Origin of the sequence: Brevibacillus antibioticus (assembly GCF_005217615.1) — a bacterium.
GTDB lineage: Bacteria > Bacillota > Bacilli > Brevibacillales > Brevibacillaceae > Brevibacillus > Brevibacillus antibioticus.
Window position 1 is genome coordinate 2,692,501 of sequence record NZ_SZNK01000001.1, and the last position, 19,850, is coordinate 2,712,350.

16 protein-coding genes and 1 other annotated feature (1 of these 17 running past the window's edge) are annotated in these 19,850 nt (G+C 47.3%); of the genes, 1 reads left to right on the forward strand and 15 read right to left on the reverse strand.

Annotation, left to right across the window (positions count from 1 at the left end; all coding sequences use genetic code 11):
- From E8L90_RS12435 to E8L90_RS12455, 5 genes are all read right to left on the reverse strand, one after another.
- Window positions 1-889, reverse strand: partial view of an alkaline phosphatase family protein gene (locus E8L90_RS12435; RefSeq protein WP_167497599.1) — the 5' portion only. Its footprint begins 596 nt before the window's first position; 889 of the gene's 1,485 nt are visible here — the first part of the coding sequence; the start codon lies at window positions 887-889; its stop codon lies beyond the left edge, outside the window.
- A 127-nt stretch (window positions 890-1,016) separates the two neighbouring features.
- Window positions 1,017-2,513, reverse strand: coding sequence for a S41 family peptidase (locus tag E8L90_RS12440; protein ID WP_137029666.1), 1,497 nt, complete (start codon window positions 2,511-2,513; stop codon window positions 1,017-1,019).
- Window positions 2,510-4,510, reverse strand: a complete 2,001-nt coding sequence (locus E8L90_RS12445; RefSeq protein WP_137029667.1) for an S-layer homology domain-containing protein — start codon at window positions 4,508-4,510, stop codon at window positions 2,510-2,512. The genes E8L90_RS12440 and E8L90_RS12445 overlap by 4 nt, the downstream gene beginning before the upstream one ends.
- Before the next feature lie 55 nt (window positions 4,511-4,565).
- Entirely contained in the window at window positions 4,566-5,681 is a 1,116-nt protein-coding gene (locus E8L90_RS12450; protein ID WP_137029668.1) for a Nif3-like dinuclear metal center hexameric protein, read from the reverse strand.
- Window positions 5,657-6,391, reverse strand: coding sequence for a tRNA (adenine(22)-N(1))-methyltransferase (locus E8L90_RS12455; RefSeq protein WP_137029669.1), 735 nt, complete (start codon window positions 6,389-6,391; stop codon window positions 5,657-5,659). Before E8L90_RS12455 ends, E8L90_RS12450 begins: the two co-directional genes overlap by 25 nt.
- Window positions 6,392-6,775: 384 nt before the next feature.
- Between E8L90_RS12455 and E8L90_RS12460 the strand changes: the two genes are divergently transcribed.
- Window positions 6,776-8,065, forward strand: coding sequence for a S8 family peptidase (locus tag E8L90_RS12460; protein ID WP_137029670.1), 1,290 nt, complete (start codon window positions 6,776-6,778; stop codon window positions 8,063-8,065).
- A 77-nt stretch (window positions 8,066-8,142) separates the two neighbouring features.
- Here the strand turns inward: E8L90_RS12460 and E8L90_RS12465 are convergent, their stop codons facing one another.
- The 10 genes from E8L90_RS12465 to E8L90_RS12510 form a co-directional block, all read right to left on the reverse strand.
- Window positions 8,143-9,282, reverse strand: coding sequence for an acyl-CoA dehydrogenase family protein (locus E8L90_RS12465; RefSeq protein WP_137029671.1), 1,140 nt, complete (start codon window positions 9,280-9,282; stop codon window positions 8,143-8,145).
- Between the two features lie 378 nt (window positions 9,283-9,660).
- On the reverse strand, window positions 9,661-10,575 hold the full coding sequence (locus E8L90_RS12470; RefSeq protein WP_137029672.1) for a hypothetical protein: 915 nt from the start codon (window positions 10,573-10,575) through the stop codon (window positions 9,661-9,663).
- A gap of 91 nt (window positions 10,576-10,666) precedes the next feature.
- Window positions 10,667-11,797, reverse strand: a complete 1,131-nt coding sequence (rpoD, locus tag E8L90_RS12475; RefSeq protein ID WP_007727582.1) for an RNA polymerase sigma factor RpoD — start codon at window positions 11,795-11,797, stop codon at window positions 10,667-10,669.
- Window positions 11,798-11,831: 34 nt separating this feature from the next.
- Complete coding sequence (gene dnaG, locus E8L90_RS12480) at window positions 11,832-13,706, reverse strand: DNA primase (protein ID WP_137029673.1); 1,875 nt, start codon at window positions 13,704-13,706, stop codon at window positions 11,832-11,834.
- A 203-nt stretch (window positions 13,707-13,909) separates the two neighbouring features.
- Window positions 13,910-14,746, reverse strand: coding sequence for a pyruvate, water dikinase regulatory protein (locus tag E8L90_RS12485; RefSeq protein WP_137029674.1), 837 nt, complete (start codon window positions 14,744-14,746; stop codon window positions 13,910-13,912).
- A gap of 11 nt (window positions 14,747-14,757) precedes the next feature.
- Window positions 14,758-15,402 (reverse strand): transcriptional regulator CcpN, encoded by a 645-nt coding sequence (ccpN, locus tag E8L90_RS12490; RefSeq protein ID WP_137029675.1) that lies wholly within the window; start codon window positions 15,400-15,402, stop codon window positions 14,758-14,760.
- 122 nt (window positions 15,403-15,524) lie between these two features.
- Window positions 15,525-17,594 carry a glycine--tRNA ligase subunit beta gene (glyS, locus tag E8L90_RS12495; RefSeq protein WP_137029676.1) on the reverse strand — a complete coding sequence of 690 codons (2,070 nt, stop codon included), beginning with the start codon at window positions 17,592-17,594 and terminating at the stop codon, window positions 15,525-15,527.
- Window positions 17,587-18,519, reverse strand: coding sequence for a glycine--tRNA ligase subunit alpha (gene glyQ, locus E8L90_RS12500; RefSeq protein ID WP_137029677.1), 933 nt, complete (start codon window positions 18,517-18,519; stop codon window positions 17,587-17,589). The genes glyS and glyQ overlap by 8 nt, the downstream gene beginning before the upstream one ends.
- An 86-nt stretch (window positions 18,520-18,605) precedes the next feature.
- Window positions 18,606-18,781, reverse strand: a binding site (T-box leader).
- A 50-nt stretch (window positions 18,782-18,831) separates the two neighbouring features.
- Window positions 18,832-19,605 carry a DNA repair protein RecO gene (recO, locus tag E8L90_RS12505; protein ID WP_137029678.1) on the reverse strand — a complete coding sequence of 258 codons (774 nt, stop codon included), beginning with the start codon at window positions 19,603-19,605 and terminating at the stop codon, window positions 18,832-18,834.
- Window positions 19,596-19,751: a YqzL family protein gene (locus E8L90_RS12510; RefSeq protein WP_012685773.1), complete on the reverse strand. Its 156-nt coding sequence runs from the start codon at window positions 19,749-19,751 to the stop codon at window positions 19,596-19,598. Before E8L90_RS12510 ends, recO begins: the two co-directional genes overlap by 10 nt.
- Window positions 19,752-19,850: the final 99 nt, after the last annotated feature.

Sequence of the window (19,850 nt, forward strand, 5' to 3'; positions counted from 1 at the left end):
AAAAATTCGCCAGGAGATGATTCAACGGAATATTGTGGTCTTCACTTGACCCGATAACGGTTTGTCCATGATCACTAATCAAAATGCATACGTTTCTCTCCAGCATTTGCTCCCATGATGAGAAGCTATCCAGCAAACGGACCAATTGCTTGTCCACATCTGCCAAGTGCTGTACGGCGTCCTCCGGGGAATTGTGGAGTTTATGATCATTCTCTGGCAGATAGACCAGCGTAAAATGTGGCTGCTGACCGCTGCGTATCACCTCAATCATAACATCGATTGCATACGTATCATTAATTCCATAGCCTTCCAAAGCGGATTGGGAGAAATCCCACTGGACCGTTCGAAATAACGCCGGGCTCACCAGCGTCCCCATACTCATGATCGTTGGACCACTTACCTTTTCGCGCAGAGAAAAAGATGTAATTGTATCAAGCAAGGCTGGCATTTTCATCTTATGCTGCTTATGTCCTCGATGGGCGATAACATTGATGGAACCGGATACGAGATTGTTTTCTTCCAGCACCTCATGAATGGTTTTGACATCCTTGCTCATATGGCGTTCATTCAAATCAAAAAGGACATTTCCGGCACACCTCGAAATTCCTATTTTCCGGATAGAAGCAGCCCCGTTAATATAATTCACGATCTGTTTCTGCTCTGCATCATACCAAACTAACCCCGGTACCTTGTGCTGATCGGGGTAAACTCCCGTAATGAGGGAGCAATCTATCGAAGCCGTCATCGTAGGAAAAACGGTCACACAATCTGGTATGTACTGGCTATGCTCCATGAAAAACCGAAGCGCCGGTGCTTTTTTGGCAGCAATGCATCGCTCCAGAACATCAGGCATCATGGAGTCGATTAGGAAAAGTATGACCTTTTTCATCTGACTGCCACCCCTCTCGTCGTAATAGTCATAGTCGCACCTGATAGTGTTCGACTTTCCATTACCGATTATACGCCACCTGAAAAAGAAAAAGCCCCTGCTCGCCAAAAGCGAAAGGGGACCATGCTCACGATGTAAATGTGATGATGTTGACACCATTTTTCGTTTGCAGTTTGAGTGCAGGGTAATTCTTCAAATACGGAGCAAGTACCACATAATCTTTTTCTCCTATGGACGAATCACCCAACAAATGCGAAAGTACAGCAGCTCGGATTTGTAGCCCTTGAGGCGTTTGTTTAAAGAGAGGATCTACCGTAGGGAAAGGAATTCCATTGATGACCGTGTCGCCCTCTGCGTCACTCAGTTCCCACGTATTGACCTTCAAGGAATGGAGAGCTTCTACTACTTGTGCTCCATAATCCTCCACAACCATATCCGGTTGAAGCCCTACGTGATTCACGACGGTATGCTTAGGCGTAAAATATTCATTGAGCGTAAGCTTGAGTGCGTCACCGTCCGCCAACGGAATAACTTGTTGGGCACTCCCTTTTCCAAATGTTTTGGTACCCACAAGCTTGGCGATGCCATGATCACGCAGCGCACCTGACAACAGCTCCGATGCAGAAGCTGTTCCGCCGTTTACCAAAATCCGCACTGGAATGCCGATATCCTGCCCATTTCTTACCCACGTCTCTACCTCTACTCCATTGCGATTCGTGGTATACATGAGCAAGCCTTCTTCCATGAAGAGGCTCGCGATGTCCCGCGCTGTGGACAAGTACCCTCCGCCATTATCCCGCAGGTCTAACACCAGTCCGGACAAAGGTTTTTGCACACGGGAAAGTTCTGCGAGCTTATCTCTTACCTGGAAGGCTCCTTCTGATCCGAATGTTTCAAGACTGATATAGCCAATCGCGCCTTTCGTAAACATCTGCCCTTCCGCTTCCGGCAAGGTCATGGAGGCACGCTTCAGCTTTACTTGGTGCTCCTGTTTGTCAGATGGACGATATACAGTAAGAACGCCCTCCGTCCCTTCGTTGCCCTTCAAATAAGCATACGCTTCTTCAAAAGTCTTTCCGACCATCGAAGTCTCATTGACTTTGATCAATTGATCGCCTCGTTGCAAGGAAGATGCTGCTGCTGGAGAATTCGGAACGATTTCACGGATGATAATATGATCATTTTGCCGCCTCAGACGAAAGCCAAATCCAACAAATTGATTCTCAACGTCAGATTGGAACAAACGCAATTCATCTTGGGTAAAAAATACGCTGTGCGGGTCATTGAGCGTGGAGAGCATTCCATCAATCGCCCAAGTGTTCATCGTCGGCGTATCAAACCCGCCATTCTTCTGCCATTCTGCAAGTCTCAATTCCAACTCGTCCCAGGTGTCATCTTCTTCTGAAACTTTGAACTGAAGCTGTTTTTTCTGATTAGCCTGCTCACTGACAAACTCTAGAGCACCTTTTACCAATTGCTTGGCTGCCGGTTTGCTCAGGTGGCTCTCCATGACGTAGAGGAACACTTCTTCTGTTTCCTCATAAGGATACTCTGCCGCTTGCACGGGAAGAACAGTTGTGAGTAGCAGGACAGTTGCTACTGCCCATTGACTAATTCGCTTCATGGTGCCACCCCTTTTCGAACATCATCAGGTATCGAGAATGAAACATTGCTTGTAAAGTCGTAATGGTCGGTACCCGAATAGGCTACATATCCGTCGCCCTCATAAATTTCTTCATAACGCCACGTATGTTTGACAATTTGGTCGCTAGCTCGATCAATGTAATACTTGTTCATGAACAAGGGAACCTCTTTCACTTTTCCGTGCCCGAGTGTAACCTTCGTTGATTTCTCTACCAGCATAGCGCCCGGAATCCACTCCGTAATGACGTCGTACTTCCCGTATGATTGTTTGTAGTAACGCGCATGAAGCTCCTTAGCACGATCAGCTACCTTGATAGCACCAACCCACTCATGCAAAAAGTCAACTTTATCCGTTCTATTCTTGTCCCATGTTTGCCGATCCGTATCGTACGAGTATTGCGTGTTTGTTTTCCCATCTGTATAGGTGAGCAGCTTGTCTGATACTAGTTTTTGCGGAGATTGATAAAAGCCGGATATTCTGCTTATTTGTTTTGCCTTGTTAATATCCTGCGTGTATGAGAACGTCAATCCACTCAACACTGCTTCACCCTTTACTTGATAGGTATCGGCATTGTCCAAATGGCGCAATGAGTATCCCAAATCAGAAATAATAGCTGGCTGATCTTTTAAAGAGGCCAACTCTTGACGCAACATTTTGTGCAGCTGATTCATTCTGCTGTCTGACGATTTCGGTTTCATCGTAGCAAGAACTTCTTCAGCTTCCTGCATACGCCCTTCCTGCAAATAATAATAGGAAGTATTCAACAATGCTTCCGGACTCTTGTCGGCAAATCGCTGGTAACGTGCCAACGCCAGGTCTACCTGACCACTCCTGATCTCCAGTGCCCCCATATACATGGCGAGTGATTCCCACTCTTTGGAATCTTGCTTCACTTTTTGTTCATATGCACTGAGTCGGTCGAGCACTTTTTTGTATTGGCTTTGATCCTTATTCCCTAGCTGCAAAGAAATATCGTACACATTGGCACTCAATAGCCCGAGTGTGTCCGGCAGAATGATTTTGTCTTCGAAGTAAGCGTCGATAGCAAGAAAAGCTTCCTCCAAATTGGTTTCAATCGGTGTTTCAGAATTCCAGCTCAATAGATAGTGAACACCGACTTGATTGGGGAAGGAGGAATCCGCCAGCTTGCGTAACTGTTCAAATGTCTCTTCACTATCATTTCTACTGCGAATAGCGACAGCCGCATCTACATAAATTTGTTCTTCTGTTGTTTTGTGATCTGTATAGGTGGCGAATAGAGGCAATACGTCATCGACATCCGGGACCATCGGGAACTTTTTCCCGTCGTAATCCAACAAGGGCATGATTCCATCCTGTAGGAAATAATGCACCATGCGATCAGCTGCGACTGCAGCATCTCCCCGCTTCACCCGATCCGTTTTTTCTCCCTCTAGCCATCCCCAGGAATGCACTTCTTCCCAAGCGTTTTTACTATCTGGAGACATGGTGAACATTTGCAATATCTTAGCAGCTTCTTCGTTGGTAATCGGCTGATTTGGCTTCATCGTTTCACCAGGAAAAATATACTGAATCGCATTTGGACCGTACAGTCTATCCAAGATCGTGGAGATGCGCAACGTTGGTTTGTACATCCACGTCAAGCGATCAACATCTTTATACGGCAAATACGGTTCCTGAAAACCTTCTGCCCGCGCCCACTCCGAATGCTCGGATAAGAAAGTAAGCGGATAGATCTGGTATTGCCCACCTTTATAAAGACGATCGACCATGACGAGAAATTCCGCACGTGTCATATCACGATTTGGGTAAAACTTCGAAACATTTGGACCAGCCTCAAACAACCCAAGCTGCACACCTTGAATGATTGCTTTTCTCGCCCAGTGCTTGTTGATGTCATTGTATGGCAATAAGCCCCCAGCCGCTGATGCGACGCCGGGGGTGAGTAAGCTTACTGTCAGTAATCCACAAGAAATCGTCCGGATTAGTTTTTGCACATAAAATCCTCCTACACTTCATCTGGCAGGCAACAAAGGTTGGTCCTGCTACGTCTTAAACAAATTGGAACGGATCTGTGTGCACGCGCGAAGAAATAACCTCTGTTTCGTAACCATTTGCCTGCAATTGTTCAAGCAAGATGGCTGCTAGTTTTTCCTTCATGATTTTTTCGATATTGTGACCAGCATCTACGATCGACAAGCCTTCTGCTTGCGCATCGTGTGCGGTGTGATACCCAATGTCTCCGGTTAAATAAACATCTGCGCCTTTAAAAATGGCTTTGGAAACAAAAGAGCTGCCGTCTCCACCTACTACCGCTACTTTTTTGACCGTTGCATCCAAGTCACCAACTACGCGAAGGCCATGGAGGGAAAACCGTTCTTTGACGAGCAAAGCAAACTCACGCAGCGACAGTGGTGCAGGCAGAGTGCCAATACGCCCAATTCCGTATGCAGTACCGGACTGCTCCAAAGGAATGATGTCATAGGCGACTTCTTCGTAGGGATGGGCAGCAAGCATTGCTTTGACCACAGCCGATTGCCTTGAGACTGGAACAATCATCTCGATGCGAACTTCCTCTGCTTTTTCCAATTGGCCTGTCGAACCGATATGGGGATTCGTTCCTTCCCCTGGTAAAAAGGTTCCAGTGCCTTCTGTCTGAAAAGAACAGTGGCTATAGTTGCCTACATGCCCTGCACCCGCTTCAGCAAGTGCGGAAAATACCGCTTCCTTATGGGTAGCGGGCACGAATACGACGAGCTTCTTCCAAGCCTCCCGCGAAAGAACATCCAGTACATCTACATCAGTGAGTCCAACCGCTTCTGCAAGCCAATCGTTCATTCCCCCATACGCAACATCCAAATTGGTATGAGCTGTATATACTGCAATGTCGTGCTTGATCAGCTTTTCGAACACGCGTCCTGCGGCGAGATCTGTCCGGAGGTGTTTGAGCGGTCGATAAATGACGGCATGGTGAGCCACAATCAGGTCTACACCCTCTGCAATTGCTTCATCCACCACAGATTCCAGCACGTCTAGTGCGATCATTACTTTTTTTACCTTTTTTTGCAAGGTGCCTACATGAAGGCCAATCTTGTCGCCTTCCATCGCCAACGATTTTGGCGCCAGACGTTCTACATACTGGATTACTGTTTGTCCGTGCGCATGCATGCGATCACCTCATCGATCCATTTTACTTCTGCTTCGATTTCTTTAATTCGTTCTGCTGCTTCCGGCTTGTCCGAACGCTTTAATTGAATGATGACCTTTTGCCATTTTTCTTGCTCATGCAGCCACTTCTCTTGTAAAACCTCAGATTTGTTCTCCCAAAGAAATGGACCAATGCGCAGGAGCTCCTCCTGTGTGCGATCTTTGCCCTCATAAGGCACGGTAGGATTGCCTCGTTCTGCGACGAGAATCTCATAGATCACGCCGTCTTCTTGCAAAATGGACTCTGCGATTAACTGCCAACCATTCTCTATCATCCACAGGCGAACTGCTTCTTCCCCTACGTTTGGTTGCAGAATCAGGCGTTGCACACCTTCCAGTTTGTCTTTTCCTGCTTCCAAAATGGAAACGATCAATTGTCCGCCCATCCCCGCAATGCAGATCACATCTGCTTCGCCAGGATGTAATACCGCGAGCCCGTTTCCTTTACGCACCGAAGCGCGATCCTTTACCTGCAATGTATGTATTTGTTTTTGTGCCGCTTGAAAAGGCCCTTCATTCAATTCACCTGCGATTACGAAAGAAGCAATTCCTTTTACAAGCAAATAAGAAGCCAACAACGCATGATCCGACCCGATGTCGGCGACGCGGGCTCCTTCTGGACAATAGCGGGCAATTGTTTGTAGCCGCTTGGATATTGATACTGATGTCATCTGTATATTCACCTTCCGTTGCCTCTATTCTACCCTATTTGGCAGCAATTGCGAAATGCTAATTCCATAACAGATGATTAGCAAAGAACGACAAAATCCTCGCTGTTGCACCAAGAATAAGCAATGCAACGAAGGGGACTCTTGGGTGATAGTCAGGAGGCTTTATGGGTGGCCATTTGGTTGGATGTAATGTTCAGAATAACAAGTAAAGTTTTTAAATGCGGCGTTGGTTTAATGGCATTTTATATAATTCAATTTAATTTTTACTAAATTGTGAACTTTATTTTAATAAATAATTATTTACAACTTTTTTACAGATATGTATATTAACGCCATACACATCATGAACTACACAAACTAAATATCTTTAAGGAGGAGAACAGTTTGAAAAAAAGAACCGGCAAGTGGTGGGCAATGGGATTACTCTCTTCGGCGCTAGTGATGAGTGTCTTCACAGGCGTAGGGGCAGCTAGTAATGAGTCAACCAACGAATTCAGTGGATCAGGTACTGCACGGGTATTAATTCAGTCAGATTCGGATGTGAGAACCGGTTATTTTGCTGAACCTCTGGAAGTACGCCATGATTTTGGAGAAGAAGGCTTTACCCTCGATCTAAATAGCGATCAACTTAACCAACTGAAAAGCGATCCCAACGTAAAAATTACCGTTTTGAAAAAATTAAAGATCGCTGAGTATATAGAAGAAGATCAAGCAAGTGAGCCAGAGTTCTCTCCTGCGGCAGTCGTTCCGTGGGGAATTAAAGCCATCTACAAGAACCAGTCCCTCTCCGCTACGACTGGCGGTTCAGATGTTCGTGTTGCAGTCCTGGATACTGGCGTATATACGCAGCACGCGGACCTAACCGCTAACGCAGAGCAGTGCAACGATTTCTCGCAAGCTTCTTCTCCTGTTGTTACCGGAGCTTGCAATGATGCGCATGGTCATGGAACACACGTCGCTGGAACTGTCCTCGCTAACGGCGGCAGCGGTGCAGGTATTTATGGCGTAGCACCAGATGCAAAGCTATGGGCATATAAAGTATTGGATGACTCAGGCTCCGGCTATGAAGATGACATTGCCTATGCCATTCGTTACGCTGCTGACCAGTCCGCTCAATTAGGCGTAAAAACGATCATCTCTATGTCCCTTGGCTCTAGCAGTAAGAGTACCCTTATGGAAAGTGCCATCACTTATGCAAACCAAAAAGATGTATTAGTCGTCGCTGCGGCTGGTAACTCTGGACCGACAGCAAATAGCATTGGCTACCCTGGAGCATTAGTGAATACAGTAGCCGTAGCAGCGTTAGAGAATGTTCAGCAAAACGGGACCTTCCGCGTGGCTGACTTCTCTTCTCGTGGCAAGAGCGGGCAAGCGGGAGACTACGTGATTCAAGAGCGCGATGTGGAAGTATCAGCACCAGGACGCGCTATTCAGTCTACATGGAATAACGGAGGCTATAATTCTATCAGCGGAACCTCCATGGCAACACCGCACATTTCTGGTTTGGCTGCAAAAATCTGGGCATCCAATCCATCTTGGAGCCCTCAAGATGTTCGCGTAGAATTGCAAAAACGTGCGAAAGGTAATGACATCAAAGGTGGCTCAAACGCTGCTGTAGGGGACGATATCGCTAGTGGTTTTGGATTCCCAACTGTACAATCTGGCGATCAATAAAAAGTAAAAAATAAAAAGAGCCATGGCTGTCAGTTTACGCTGGCAGTCATGCTCTTTCGTTGTCAAACACGGAAAGGCTAGCAACCGATTTCTCTTGCGATGATATTACGTAAAATCTCTGAAGTACCTTCGCCGATCTCTAACAGTCGGGCATCGCGGAAAAATCGTTCTACTTGATACTCCCGCATATAACCATAGCCACCGTGAATCTGAATAGCCTGATGAGTAGCAGACATGGCAATCTCCGAAGCATATAATTTTGCCATTGCTGCTTCTTTCGTAAATTTGCGACCATGATCCTTCAGCCACGCTGCTTTATACACCATCGTTCTCGCCAACTCTATTTGCATCGCCATATCCGCCAGCTTGTGCTGGATCGCTTGAAAATGACTCAAGGAATTACCAAAAGCCGTACGCTGCTTGGAGTATTGTAGCGCCTTGTCGTAGGCGGCCTGTGCTATTCCTACTGCCATAGCTCCGATCCCAATTCTCCCACCATCAAGTGTAATGAGGAACTGCTTGAAGCCTTCGCCCCGCTTTCCAAGGACGTTTTCCTCTGGTACGCGGACATTTTCAAGAACGAGCTCGGTCGTATTGGAGCTGTGCAAGCCGAGCTTTTCATAGTTCGCCAGCACCTGAAAACCAGGTGCATCTGTAGGAACGATAAAAGCAGTAATACCGCGTGAGCCCTGCTCTTTGTCAGTCACAGCCGACAAGGCGAGAAACGAAGCATAGGAGGCATTGGTAATGAAGCATTTGGAGCCGTTAATCGTCCACTCCCCGTCTGCAAGGACCGCATTCGTCCTCGTACCACCTGCGTCAGACCCTGCATTCGGTTCCGTCAAGCCAAACGCCCCAAAGCTCTCGCCAGAACAGATTTTGCTTAAATAGTTCATCTTTTGCTCTTCCGTTCCAAACAAAGCCAGTGGAGCGCCACCTAACGAGATATGCGCCGAATACGTGATACCTGTAGAACCACATACACGACTAAGCTCTTCTACAACGATCGCAAAACTCGTGGAATCAGCTCCCGCACCCCCGTATTTCTCAGAGAAGGGAAGACCCATCAAGTTCAGTTCGCTCATCTGCTTGAATATTTCGACAGGAAATTGTTTCGTTTGATCGCGTTCATCTGCTCCTGGTGCCACTACCTCATCAGCGAATTCGCGAATCATTCTTTTCAACATTTGTTGTTCGGAAGTCAAATCGAAGTTCATAATCGTTGCCCCCTTGAAAACGCTTTAATAAAGAACTATCAAGAAACACACTGTTTTGACTGAGCGTTTGTTCAGAATACTCTTACCATTATACACCACGATTTTGGATTCATGTGGTAATTTTTCAAAAAAAACACGCCTATGATCGGCGTGCTCCTAATAAAATCGCTCCCAAAAAAGATACAGATGCAGCTATGAATCCTGCTGTATGTATTTACACCCATAAACTTGGCTACTGTTTCTGTACCCAGAAAAAAAGCCGCCAGCAAAATACCGACTAATACTTTCCACTTGTTGTTCATCTATTCACCCCGTTCGCGCTCTTCTGAAATTGTACCAGATAAGCAGCGAGAGGAACACGAGAAGTCAGGCAGAGTCTTAGAGCCGCAACCACGCGTACCAATATCCACGCGTGAAGAAAAACAAAGTTGACGCGATGAACACCTTAATGAACAACAGCAATTGAATCATATCCCGCTTCGCCGCTGGAATATACAAAGCCTGTATCTCTGCACCAAAGAAAAAGGCAAGTCCACATACAGCAAATACTCCCGCCCATTTCGCATTGGCCTTATTCATCAAGAAGCCCATTCCTGTGAGCAAACACGCAAGCGGTACCCAGTACAACTCCGATGTCCACCATGTATAGTCCATCTCTACCCGCTGAACGGTTGTAATACCATACAAGATGGCCAAACCCAGTAACCCTGCATAGAGCAAATAAGCATAGCCGAAAACTATTGCACTGATGCACAATAGCATGCAAACGAAGCCTAAATAAAACAGGACAAACGGCAAGCTTCCATCCAATTTTTGAATACAATAAACGCCTCCCGCGATCAAGATCACAAAAGACAAAGCCAGGAATAAATGCGTCAATGGCGGAGCCGATTTTCGATAAACCAGTCCCAGAATATAGAAAACCAGAGCAAAACAGGCAAAGATGGCAATTTGCATTGGGGTTTGAAAACGGTTAAAATGAAAAGCAAGTAAGATCAAACCAGCAATGACAAAGGCACCAAGGAGCCATGCCACTACCATTTTCCCCGTCACTGGAGAGACAGTTCTAGGTGCATATGTATTTGTGACAGATGATGTTGAATTGACTTTTCCTGACAGCACACCCGGTGCCGTTCCCATTCGCTCATTCCCGCCTGCGGACGCCGGTGTATTTGGCCGATCCCCTTCTGTATACAGATTTAACAAGAAGATGCAGTAATGTTCAGGCAGCAAATGGTTGCGCCGCCAGTTTTCAATTTCGGCGATGATCGTTCGCTTGCGCTGGTCGTCCAACGCGGCCCCTCCTAACTACGACAAAAAGTGTTTACTTCATGAACAAGAAAAGCCTACGTCGCTAACGTAGGCCACATACTTCTTATATCGGTTATTCCAAGAAATCTTTTAAGCGTTTACTTCTACTCGGATGACGCAATTTGCGAAGAGCTTTTGCTTCGATCTGACGAATCCGTTCACGCGTTACGCCAAACACTTTGCCTACTTCTTCTAACGTCCGTGTACGACCGTCATCTAAACCAAAACGCAGACGCAGTACATTTTCTTCCCGGTCTGTTAATGTATCCAAAACGTCTTCCAACTGTTCTTTCAAAAGTTCATAGGCAGCTGCATCAGATGGCTCCAATGCATCCTGATCCTCAATGAAATCACCTAAATGGGAGTCGTCTTCTTCCCCAATTGGAGTCTCCAGGGATACTGGTTCTTGAGCAATCTTCATGATTTCCCGAACTTTTTCCGGAGTGAGATCCATTTTTTCAGCGATTTCTTCTGGCATAGGTTCACGACCTAGCTCTTGCAAAAGCTGACGGGAAACGCGAATTAATTTATTAATCGTTTCCACCATATGAACCGGAATTCGGATCGTTCTAGCCTGGTCTGCAATGGCACGGGTAATCGCTTGGCGAATCCACCAGGTCGCATACGTACTGAACTTGTAGCCTTTGCGATAGTCAAACTTTTCCACCGCTTTAATCAGACCCATGTTCCCTTCTTGAATCAAGTCGAGGAATAGCATCCCACGTCCTACATAACGCTTCGCAATCGATACAACCAATCGCAAGTTCGCCTCAGCCAAACGTCTTTTGGCTTCCTCATCACCTTGTTCAATTCGCTGTGCCAGTTTAATCTCCTCTTCTGCGGAGAGCAGAGGAACTCGACCAATTTCCTTCAGATACATCCGTACAGGGTCATTGATCTTAATTCCAGGCGGAACGGAGAGATCGTCATAATCAAATTCTTCGTTGTCCTCGTCCTTGATGATCATTTGATCGACTTCATCGTCGTCATCTTCATTCTCATTGTTGTTAATCTCAATGCCTTGATCACCAAGATATTCAAAAAACTCATCCATTTGATCAGAATCCTGTTCGAAACCTGCCAGGCGAGCAGTAATCTCCTTATACGACAGTGCGCCACGTTTCTTACCTAATTCGACCAGCTGTTCCTTCACTTGTTCGATGGACGTTGCTTCCATGTCGGAAGTGATATTTTGTTTGTTCATCTACTTTCCCTCCTTCCCCGGGAATGATCTGAAGCTACCCTTCTTTTAAAGCATTTTCCAATTCAAGAATCTTCATCCCTGTAACGGCTGCTTGAAGTTCAAGTTGTTTGCGCGCATCCTCGCTGTCCGCTGCGGCCGCTTGGAGGTGTAAGCTCCGCTGCTCATCGCGCAATCGTTCCAACTCGGCACGCTTCGGGTAGTTATTCACTTGTTTGATGTAGTCACCGATCTCTAATTCAGATACGTCGTTGTTGCACTCCATCATGGCCAATCCCGAGGCTAATTGCTTTAACAAATCGTCTTGCACGTAATGTATAAACTTTCCAGGGTCTTCCGGGTTTCCCTCTGCATAGTAGGCGTACAGGTAGGCAGCCAGCGCATCGTGTTCATCCACCTGAAAGTGGGCGCTACATTCCTGTTGGACGCGGGCAGCTATTTCTTCGTTCCGCATCATGTAGTAAAGCAGCATGCGCTCAGCCGTGTGATAAGCGGGTGGCAGTGTTTTCGCGAGCGTAACTTTGCCATTATTTATACTATTATTCCATGCTGGCGTCACTTTATCCCTTTGGCGCTCACTTTTTTGCTGATTGTAGGCGCGTTTGGATTCCCATTTGAGATCTCCGAGAGTAAGGGAGTATTCTTCAGCCAATTGCCGCTGGTACATGTCCCGTTCAACCGGGCTGCTGAGCTCGTTGATGATCTCGACCGCCTTCGCAATTAAGCGAGCTTTGTCCGTCTCATCTTTTATTACGAACTGACTGCGTAAATGTTTCAGACGGAAAGCCGTAATTGGCATCGCCTGTAACAATACCTGCTGGGAAAATGCTTCAGCCCCATGCTGGCGGATGTAATCATCCGGGTCCACTCCTTGTGGAAGTGGAGCTACTCGAACGATCAAACCGGCTTGCTGCAAAACGTGAATCGCTTTGCTCGTTGCTTCTTGTCCTGCAGCATCTCCGTCATAACAGAGTACGACTGACTCTGTATTGCGACGAAGAATTCTGGCCTGCTGCTCCGTCAAGGCTGTTCCCAAAGTGGCAATGCCTTGCATAAAACCCGCCTGCCCTGCCGATATGACATCGACATATCCTTCAAACAATAGCGCCTCTTTTCTCTTTCTGATAATGGGGCGCGCACGATGAAGATTAAACAGCGTAGCACTTTTGTTGAACAAAAGGCTTTCCGGGCTATTCAGATACTTGGGTTGAGACTTTTGGTTGGAATTAGGCTTCGATCCTTGCAGTAAGCGCCCACCAAATCCGATGACGTTACCTTGGGAATCTTGGATCGGAAACATGATACGACCTCGAAAGCGATCAAAGATTTTTCCTGCATCACTTCTGGCCAAAAGCCCTGCTTCCACCATCAATTCCTGTGAAAATCCCCGCTTTGTCAACTGCTGCGTCACGAAATCCCAGGAATCTGGAGCGAATCCGATTTGGTATTCGGCTATTGTCGCCTCAGACATTCCGCGCTTTGCGAGATACTTCATCGCTTCTGCGCCATAAGGGGTTTTCGTAAGCACGTAGTGGTAGAGGCGTGAAACGAACGTATGCGCTTCCTGCATCGCATGTTTCATCCGTTTTTCAGGTGATTCCTCTACTTGCTGCGGCTGGGGCACAGCTATCCCGGCACGCTCCGCCAATTTGTGCAGTGCCTCTGGAAAAGTCAATTGCTCCAGTTTCATTAAAAAGGAAAAGATATCCCCACCTGCTCCACAGCCAAAGCAATGAAAAAACTGTCGCTCTGCATTTACGTTGAAGGAAGGGCTCTTTTCAGAGTGAAACGGACATAGACCGAGAAAGGCACGACCGCTTTTTCTCAGTTGAACGTACTCTCCTACAACGTCTACGATGTCGACAGCGGCACGCACTTGATTTACAAATTCATCTGAAGTGGGACCAGTCATGTCTTTCCACCTTTATAAGGAGAATCGCACGTGAGAATATTTAGTTCGTCAAAATTCGTCAATTTCCTTCTTTGCATCAAACTTCTTTTCTTCTTTTCTACTTTTCCACATTTCTACGTGCAATAAACGCTAAGAAACTCACCTAAGATAAGTACCTCGGATAATTGATTTTCTACAAAAAACGTCAAAATCCTTCTTTCGGCCTATTTCCTTTCAGTTCGGAGATTATTTTTTCGAATCATCTCCAAAATGATGTTCGCCGTTTCCTCTACTGCCTTGTTGGATACATCGATAACGGTACATCCGAGGCGCTCAATAATGCGCTTGGAATAAGCCAGTTCTTCGGCAATCCGTTCGAGATTCGCGTAATTTGCTTGTGCAGTCAATCCCAGGGCCTTCAGACGCTCTGTCCGAATGCCGTTCAGTTGCTCCGGATTAATGGTAAGCCCAATGCACCGTTCTATTGGCAGTTGGAACAATTCTTCTGGTGGCTCTACCTCCGGGACAAGCGGAACATTGGCAACCTTAAGTCGTTTGTTAGCCAAATACATGGAAAGAGGCGTCTTGGAAGTACGCGAAACGCCGATCAAAACCACATCAGCACGCAACAGGCCGCGTGGGTCCCGACCATCGTCGTATTTGACAGCAAACTCGATGGCGTCTACTTTCCGGAAATACTCCTCATCCAGTCGGCGTACCAAGCCCGGTTTTCCAGTTGGTGGCTCTTTTAACATGCCCTGCAATGTATTCATCAAAGGCCCCATAACATCAAGAGCCGGAATTCCGTGAAGAGCAGCTTGTTTTGTAATATACGCATTCAACTCCGGAATGACCAGAGTAAATACGATCATTGCCCGCGATTCTTTTGCCGAAGCAATGATTTCGTCAATCGATTCCTTGTCTTCTATATACGGATACTTTTGTACATCAAACAAAAAACGATCAAACTGACTAGCTCCTGCGCGAACGACAAGTTCGGCCGTTTCGCCGATGGAGTCTGAGACTACATAGATGAGCTGTCCTTGCTGATTACCTTGCATCGCTTCTCCTCCTACACTTTCGGTTCGCTGCCCAATTCTACAAATGCTTTCGCGATCGTCGTCTTGGTGACGCGCCCCAACAGCTCCATTTGCTTCGGATCCTCCTCGCTAGGCCTTACGACAGGCAGAGAATCGATTTGAAAATCAATCAGCTTTTTGGCGGCTGCGTACAAGGTCTCATCAGGTGCGCATGTAATGATATTCGGCATCCTAGACATGATAATGCTGACTGGCACATCCTCCAGCGTCTTATTACCTAAAGAAGCCCGCAGGAGGTCTTTTCGTGAGATCACGCCAGCCAAGTATCCTTTTTGATTAACAACGAATAACGTGCCAACATCCTCCAAAAAGAGGGTAACGATGGCGTCGTAAGCCGAGGCGGATTCGGAAACCACGATCGGTACGGCCTTGTAGTCATTGACGAGAAGCTTGTGAAGCCGTTCACTTATGACTGAGCTTGCGGGTCTGCCGGAATAAAAATACCCGACCCGAGGTCTGGCTTCTAGATATCCTGACATCGTGAGGATGGACAAATCAGGGCGCAGCGTCGCGCGAGTCAAATTCAGTCGCTCTGCGATATGCTCTCCTGTTATCGGTCCGTCATCCTTCACTATCTGTAAGATGTGCTCTTGTCGTTTGGTAAGCTCGATGACCAATCACCCCGGTTCTGTCTTTACCTCTTCCTAGTATTACTCTATTCGACGGGATATTCCTTCTTTCACGGGGAAAAAAGGTGCCCCCGCCTGATTTTCAGACGAAGGCACCGGTTTTATTTTGTTTACGCAAAAACAATTTTGGAAAAATCTGCATAGCGGTATAGCACACGAGAAAGCTGCAAGAGAAGGCCCAGACGATTCGCACGAACTGCCTGATCTTCTGCCATCACCATGACTTTATCAAAGAATGCGTTGATCGGCTGGCGCAAGGTTGACAAGGTTGCGAGTACCTTCTCTTGATCCTTCAGACCTTCTACATCCTTCTGAACAGCTTGGAATGCCTGATACAAGGCACGTTCCACATCTTCTGCGAACAGAGCTTCGCTGACTTGGTCTGCTTCCGCTTTTTGTGCCAGATTGTTCACCCGGTTAAACTGCTCCACAATCAGCTTGAATTCTTCTGATTGTACCGCTCCCATCAATGCTTTTGCTTTTGCCAGCACCTCTGGAACCAGTGTCAGGTCGGTAGCAAGAACAGCGTCGATGACATCGTAACGAACGCCATGATCCTGCAAGACGTTTTTCAGACGGAGTGCGAAGAAGTCTACGAGATCTTTTTTCACGTCTTCTGCCGCTCTCTTGTTTACTCCTTGTGCGACATAGCCTTCCAGTGCGGCATTCCACAGGTCAGCAAGAGAAATTTGCCAGTCGCGCTCCACCAAAATCGTAACAATCCCCGCTGCCATACGGCGCAGACCATACGGGTCCTGAGAGCCAGTAGGCACAATCCCAATCGAGAAGCAGCCTACGATTGTGTCCATCTTGTCAGCCAGACTGACAATAGCACCTTGGGCGGAAGCAGGCATTTTGTCCCCTGCAAAACGCGGGAGGTAATGCTCGAATACGCCACTTGCAACGAGGTCCGACTCACCCGCTTTACGCGCGTAATCCTCACCCATAATCCCTTGCAGTTCAGGGAATTCACCTACCATGTTAGTAACGAGGTCAAATTTTGCGATTTCTGCAATGCGGTCTACTTGTTTCGTCTCTTCCGCGCTCACAGTAAGCTTGCTTGCAATTTGAGCAGCTGTTTTGCGTACACGGCGAACTTTATCACCGATTGTTCCCAGCTCTTCATGGTAAACGATTGTCTCCAAACGCTTCAGGCAGCTCTCAATGGACAGCTTTTGGTCTTCTACATAGAAGAAACGAGCATCAGACAGGCGTGCGCGAAGAACTTTCTCATTCCCTTTCGCTACGTTTTCCAGAGCGCGACTGTCTCCGTTACGCACGGTCACAAAATGATTCAGCAATTGACCCTGTGCGTTTTCAACAGGGAAATAACGCTGGTGCTCACGCATGGAGGTAACCAAAACCTCGCGTGGAATGGAAAGGAATTCTTGCTCGAACGTACCGTAAAGAGCGGTTGGATATTCTACCAGATGGACTACCTCATCCAGAAGTCCTTCGTCCATTGGAATTGTCCAGCCATTTTCTTTCTCCAAGCGATGAATTTGTTCTACGATAGCTGCTCTGCGCTCGTCGGGATTCACCATGACATACTGACTATCCAGCTTGCTCACGTATTCGCTTGGGTGATTCAACGTAACCTCTGTTCCCAAGAAGCGGTGTCCACGAGAAACACGTCCGCTTTTTACGCCTGCAATCTCCAGATCGATCAATTCGTCGCCGAACAAAGCAACCATCCAACGAATCGGACGAACGTATTTCAAATCGCGCGCGCCCCAACGCATATTTTTCGGGAAGCTCATACCGGTGATCACTTCAGCCAGTTGCGGCAACAGCTCGGTAGTCGGTTTTCCCGCTTCGGATTTGCGAGCATGAACATACTCGATCCCGTTTACTTCTTTATAATACAGTTGGTCAGGCTCAACATTGTTGCTTCGTGCAAATCCGAGTGCTGCCTTGGACCAGTTCCCCGCTTCATCTTGTGCGATTTTTCGTGCAGGACCTTTCGCTTCATCATTGCGGTCAGGCTGCTTTTCTGCTAATCCATCGATCAACAGAGCAAAACGACGAGGTGTCTCCAATGCCGTAATTTGATCAAACGGCACTCGCTCAGCAGTCAGCCACTTTTCTACTTTTTCTTTGAATTGTGCCGCTGCTTGTGCGACAAAACGAGCAGGCATTTCTTCCAAACCAACCTCTACAAGTAGATCGCGCTTACTCATTTGTATCCTCTCCCTTCACCTGATTCACTTGATCCGCAGTGTTTGCGTTGCCTTTTTGCAAAAGCGGGAAACCGAGGCGTTCACGCTCTTTATAGTAGGTTTGTGCTACTTCACGAGACAGATTGCGTACACGAGCGATATAGCCAGTACGCTCCGTCACACTGATGGCTCCACGCGCATCAAGCAAGTTGAAGGTGTGAGAGCATTTCAGTACGTAGTCATACGCCGGGTAAACCAGTCGCTCCGCCATTAGTCTTTTTGCTTCTGCCTCATACGTATTGTAGAGAGAGAACAGCATGTCGACATCTGACAGCTCGAATGTGTATTTGGAATGCTCGTATTCTGGTTGCAGGAATACATCTCCGTACGTATACCCGTTGCACCATTCCAGATCGAACACATTTTCTTTTTCCTGAATATAGGAAGCCAAACGCTCCAGTCCATAAGTCAGCTCGACTGCCACTGGTTTACATTCCAAACCGCCCACTTGCTGGAAGTATGTGAACTGTGTGATCTCCATTCCGTCCAGCCAAACTTCCCAGCCTAAGCCCCATGCTCCGAGACCAGGGTGCTCCCAGTTGTCCTCTACAAATCGGATATCATGCTCCAGTGGCTCGATTCCGAGTTCGCGCAAGCTCTCCAGGTACAGCTCCTGAATGTTGTCGGGCGATGGCTTCATGATCACTTGGAACTGGTGATGCTGATACAAACGGTTCGGGTTTTCCCCATAGCGTCCGTCAGCCGGGCGACGGGAAGGCTCTACATATGCCACATTCCACGGCTCAGGTCCAATGGAACGAAGGAAGGTCATTGGGTTTAGCGTACCTGCCCCTTTTTCAACGTCATACGGCTGGACAATAAGACAGTTTTGCTTTGCCCAAAAGTTTTGCAGCGTCAAAATGATGTCTTGAAATGTCATTTTCATGCTTTTTCCTCCTCTAAAATTATTCGAACTTGGCTTTAAGTCGAAACTAAAAAAACCTCCCGCCTCTACACTGCCAGATGCGACAGTGTAGGGACGAGAGGATTCTCGCGGTTCCACCCTACTTGGCGAATGACTTCTTCGCCCACCTTACAATTAAATTGCTCCAGAACGCCCTTCATCAGCATGGTGACCGGGCTTCCACTATCCCCGATTCGCTATTCACAACCAGTAGCTGACTACTCTTTTCCTTCACGGCAACATTCGGTATACAAGTTTGGTTCTTATCATAACGAAAACAAATTCGTATGTCAATTAGTCCGCATCTGATTGCGTCATTCTTTCCATTCGCTCAAGCTGTTCCAGAAATGCTCGACTTTTCAGCCTGAGATCCAGATACTCGTCCATGAAGCTACGCAGCACATGCTTGAGCTGGTTGCGTGTAGCCGGTTTTACTTCAATGTCACCAAGCCGCTCCAAATCAAATACCTGGAACAGCCGTAACAGCTTCCAGGTAGAGGGTGTAACAGCCATGGCATACGGATCGGAAGGCTGGCAAACTGGGCACAACAGGCCGCCCTGTCCCACACTGATTGCATAGGGCTCGCGTTGTTCGCCACAGTTTACACACGCCGTGAGCTGCGGGGAGATCCCCGCTACAATTAGCATCTTGGTCTCAAAAATTCGACACAGGATCTCAGCATCTCGTCCTTCATCCAAATAACGGAACGTATGGAGGAGTAGCTGAAACAAGTAGGGATTCGGCTCTTTTTCCTGCGTCAGTCGATCCAAAAGTTCTGCTATGTATGCGGCATAAGCCGTAGCAGTCAGGCTTTGCCGCATATCCCGGAACGAATCCAGCATATCTCCCTGTGAGAGATCCGGCATTCCCGTACCGGGTCCTGCCTTGCATAGATAATAACTATGCGAAAACAGCTGGGAGACGGCGGCAATGCGGCTTTTGGTCTTTTTGGCACCACGGGCCATCACGCCTAATTTGCCGTTCTCCCGGGTAAACAATGTCACCACTTTGCTGGACTCACCATAGTCCACACTGCGAATGACAATTCCTTCCCACTTTACAAGCATGCCTGCGTGTCACCCAATTCTTCCTGGGCGAGATCAAACGAGGTTTCCTCGCTGGAAACATCCGTTTGATGGTGATCACGGTAGAGAAGGTAAGCATGGATGTCACCGGTTGAAGCGAAAACTCTCCAAGAAAAGTCACGAAGCATGGAGCATCATCCTTTCCTATATCGGGTCTATCCACTTCCTTCTTAGAATCACCTTTGCCCGTTTTTCTATGCCTTGGAAAAATTAACACATTGCGCTGG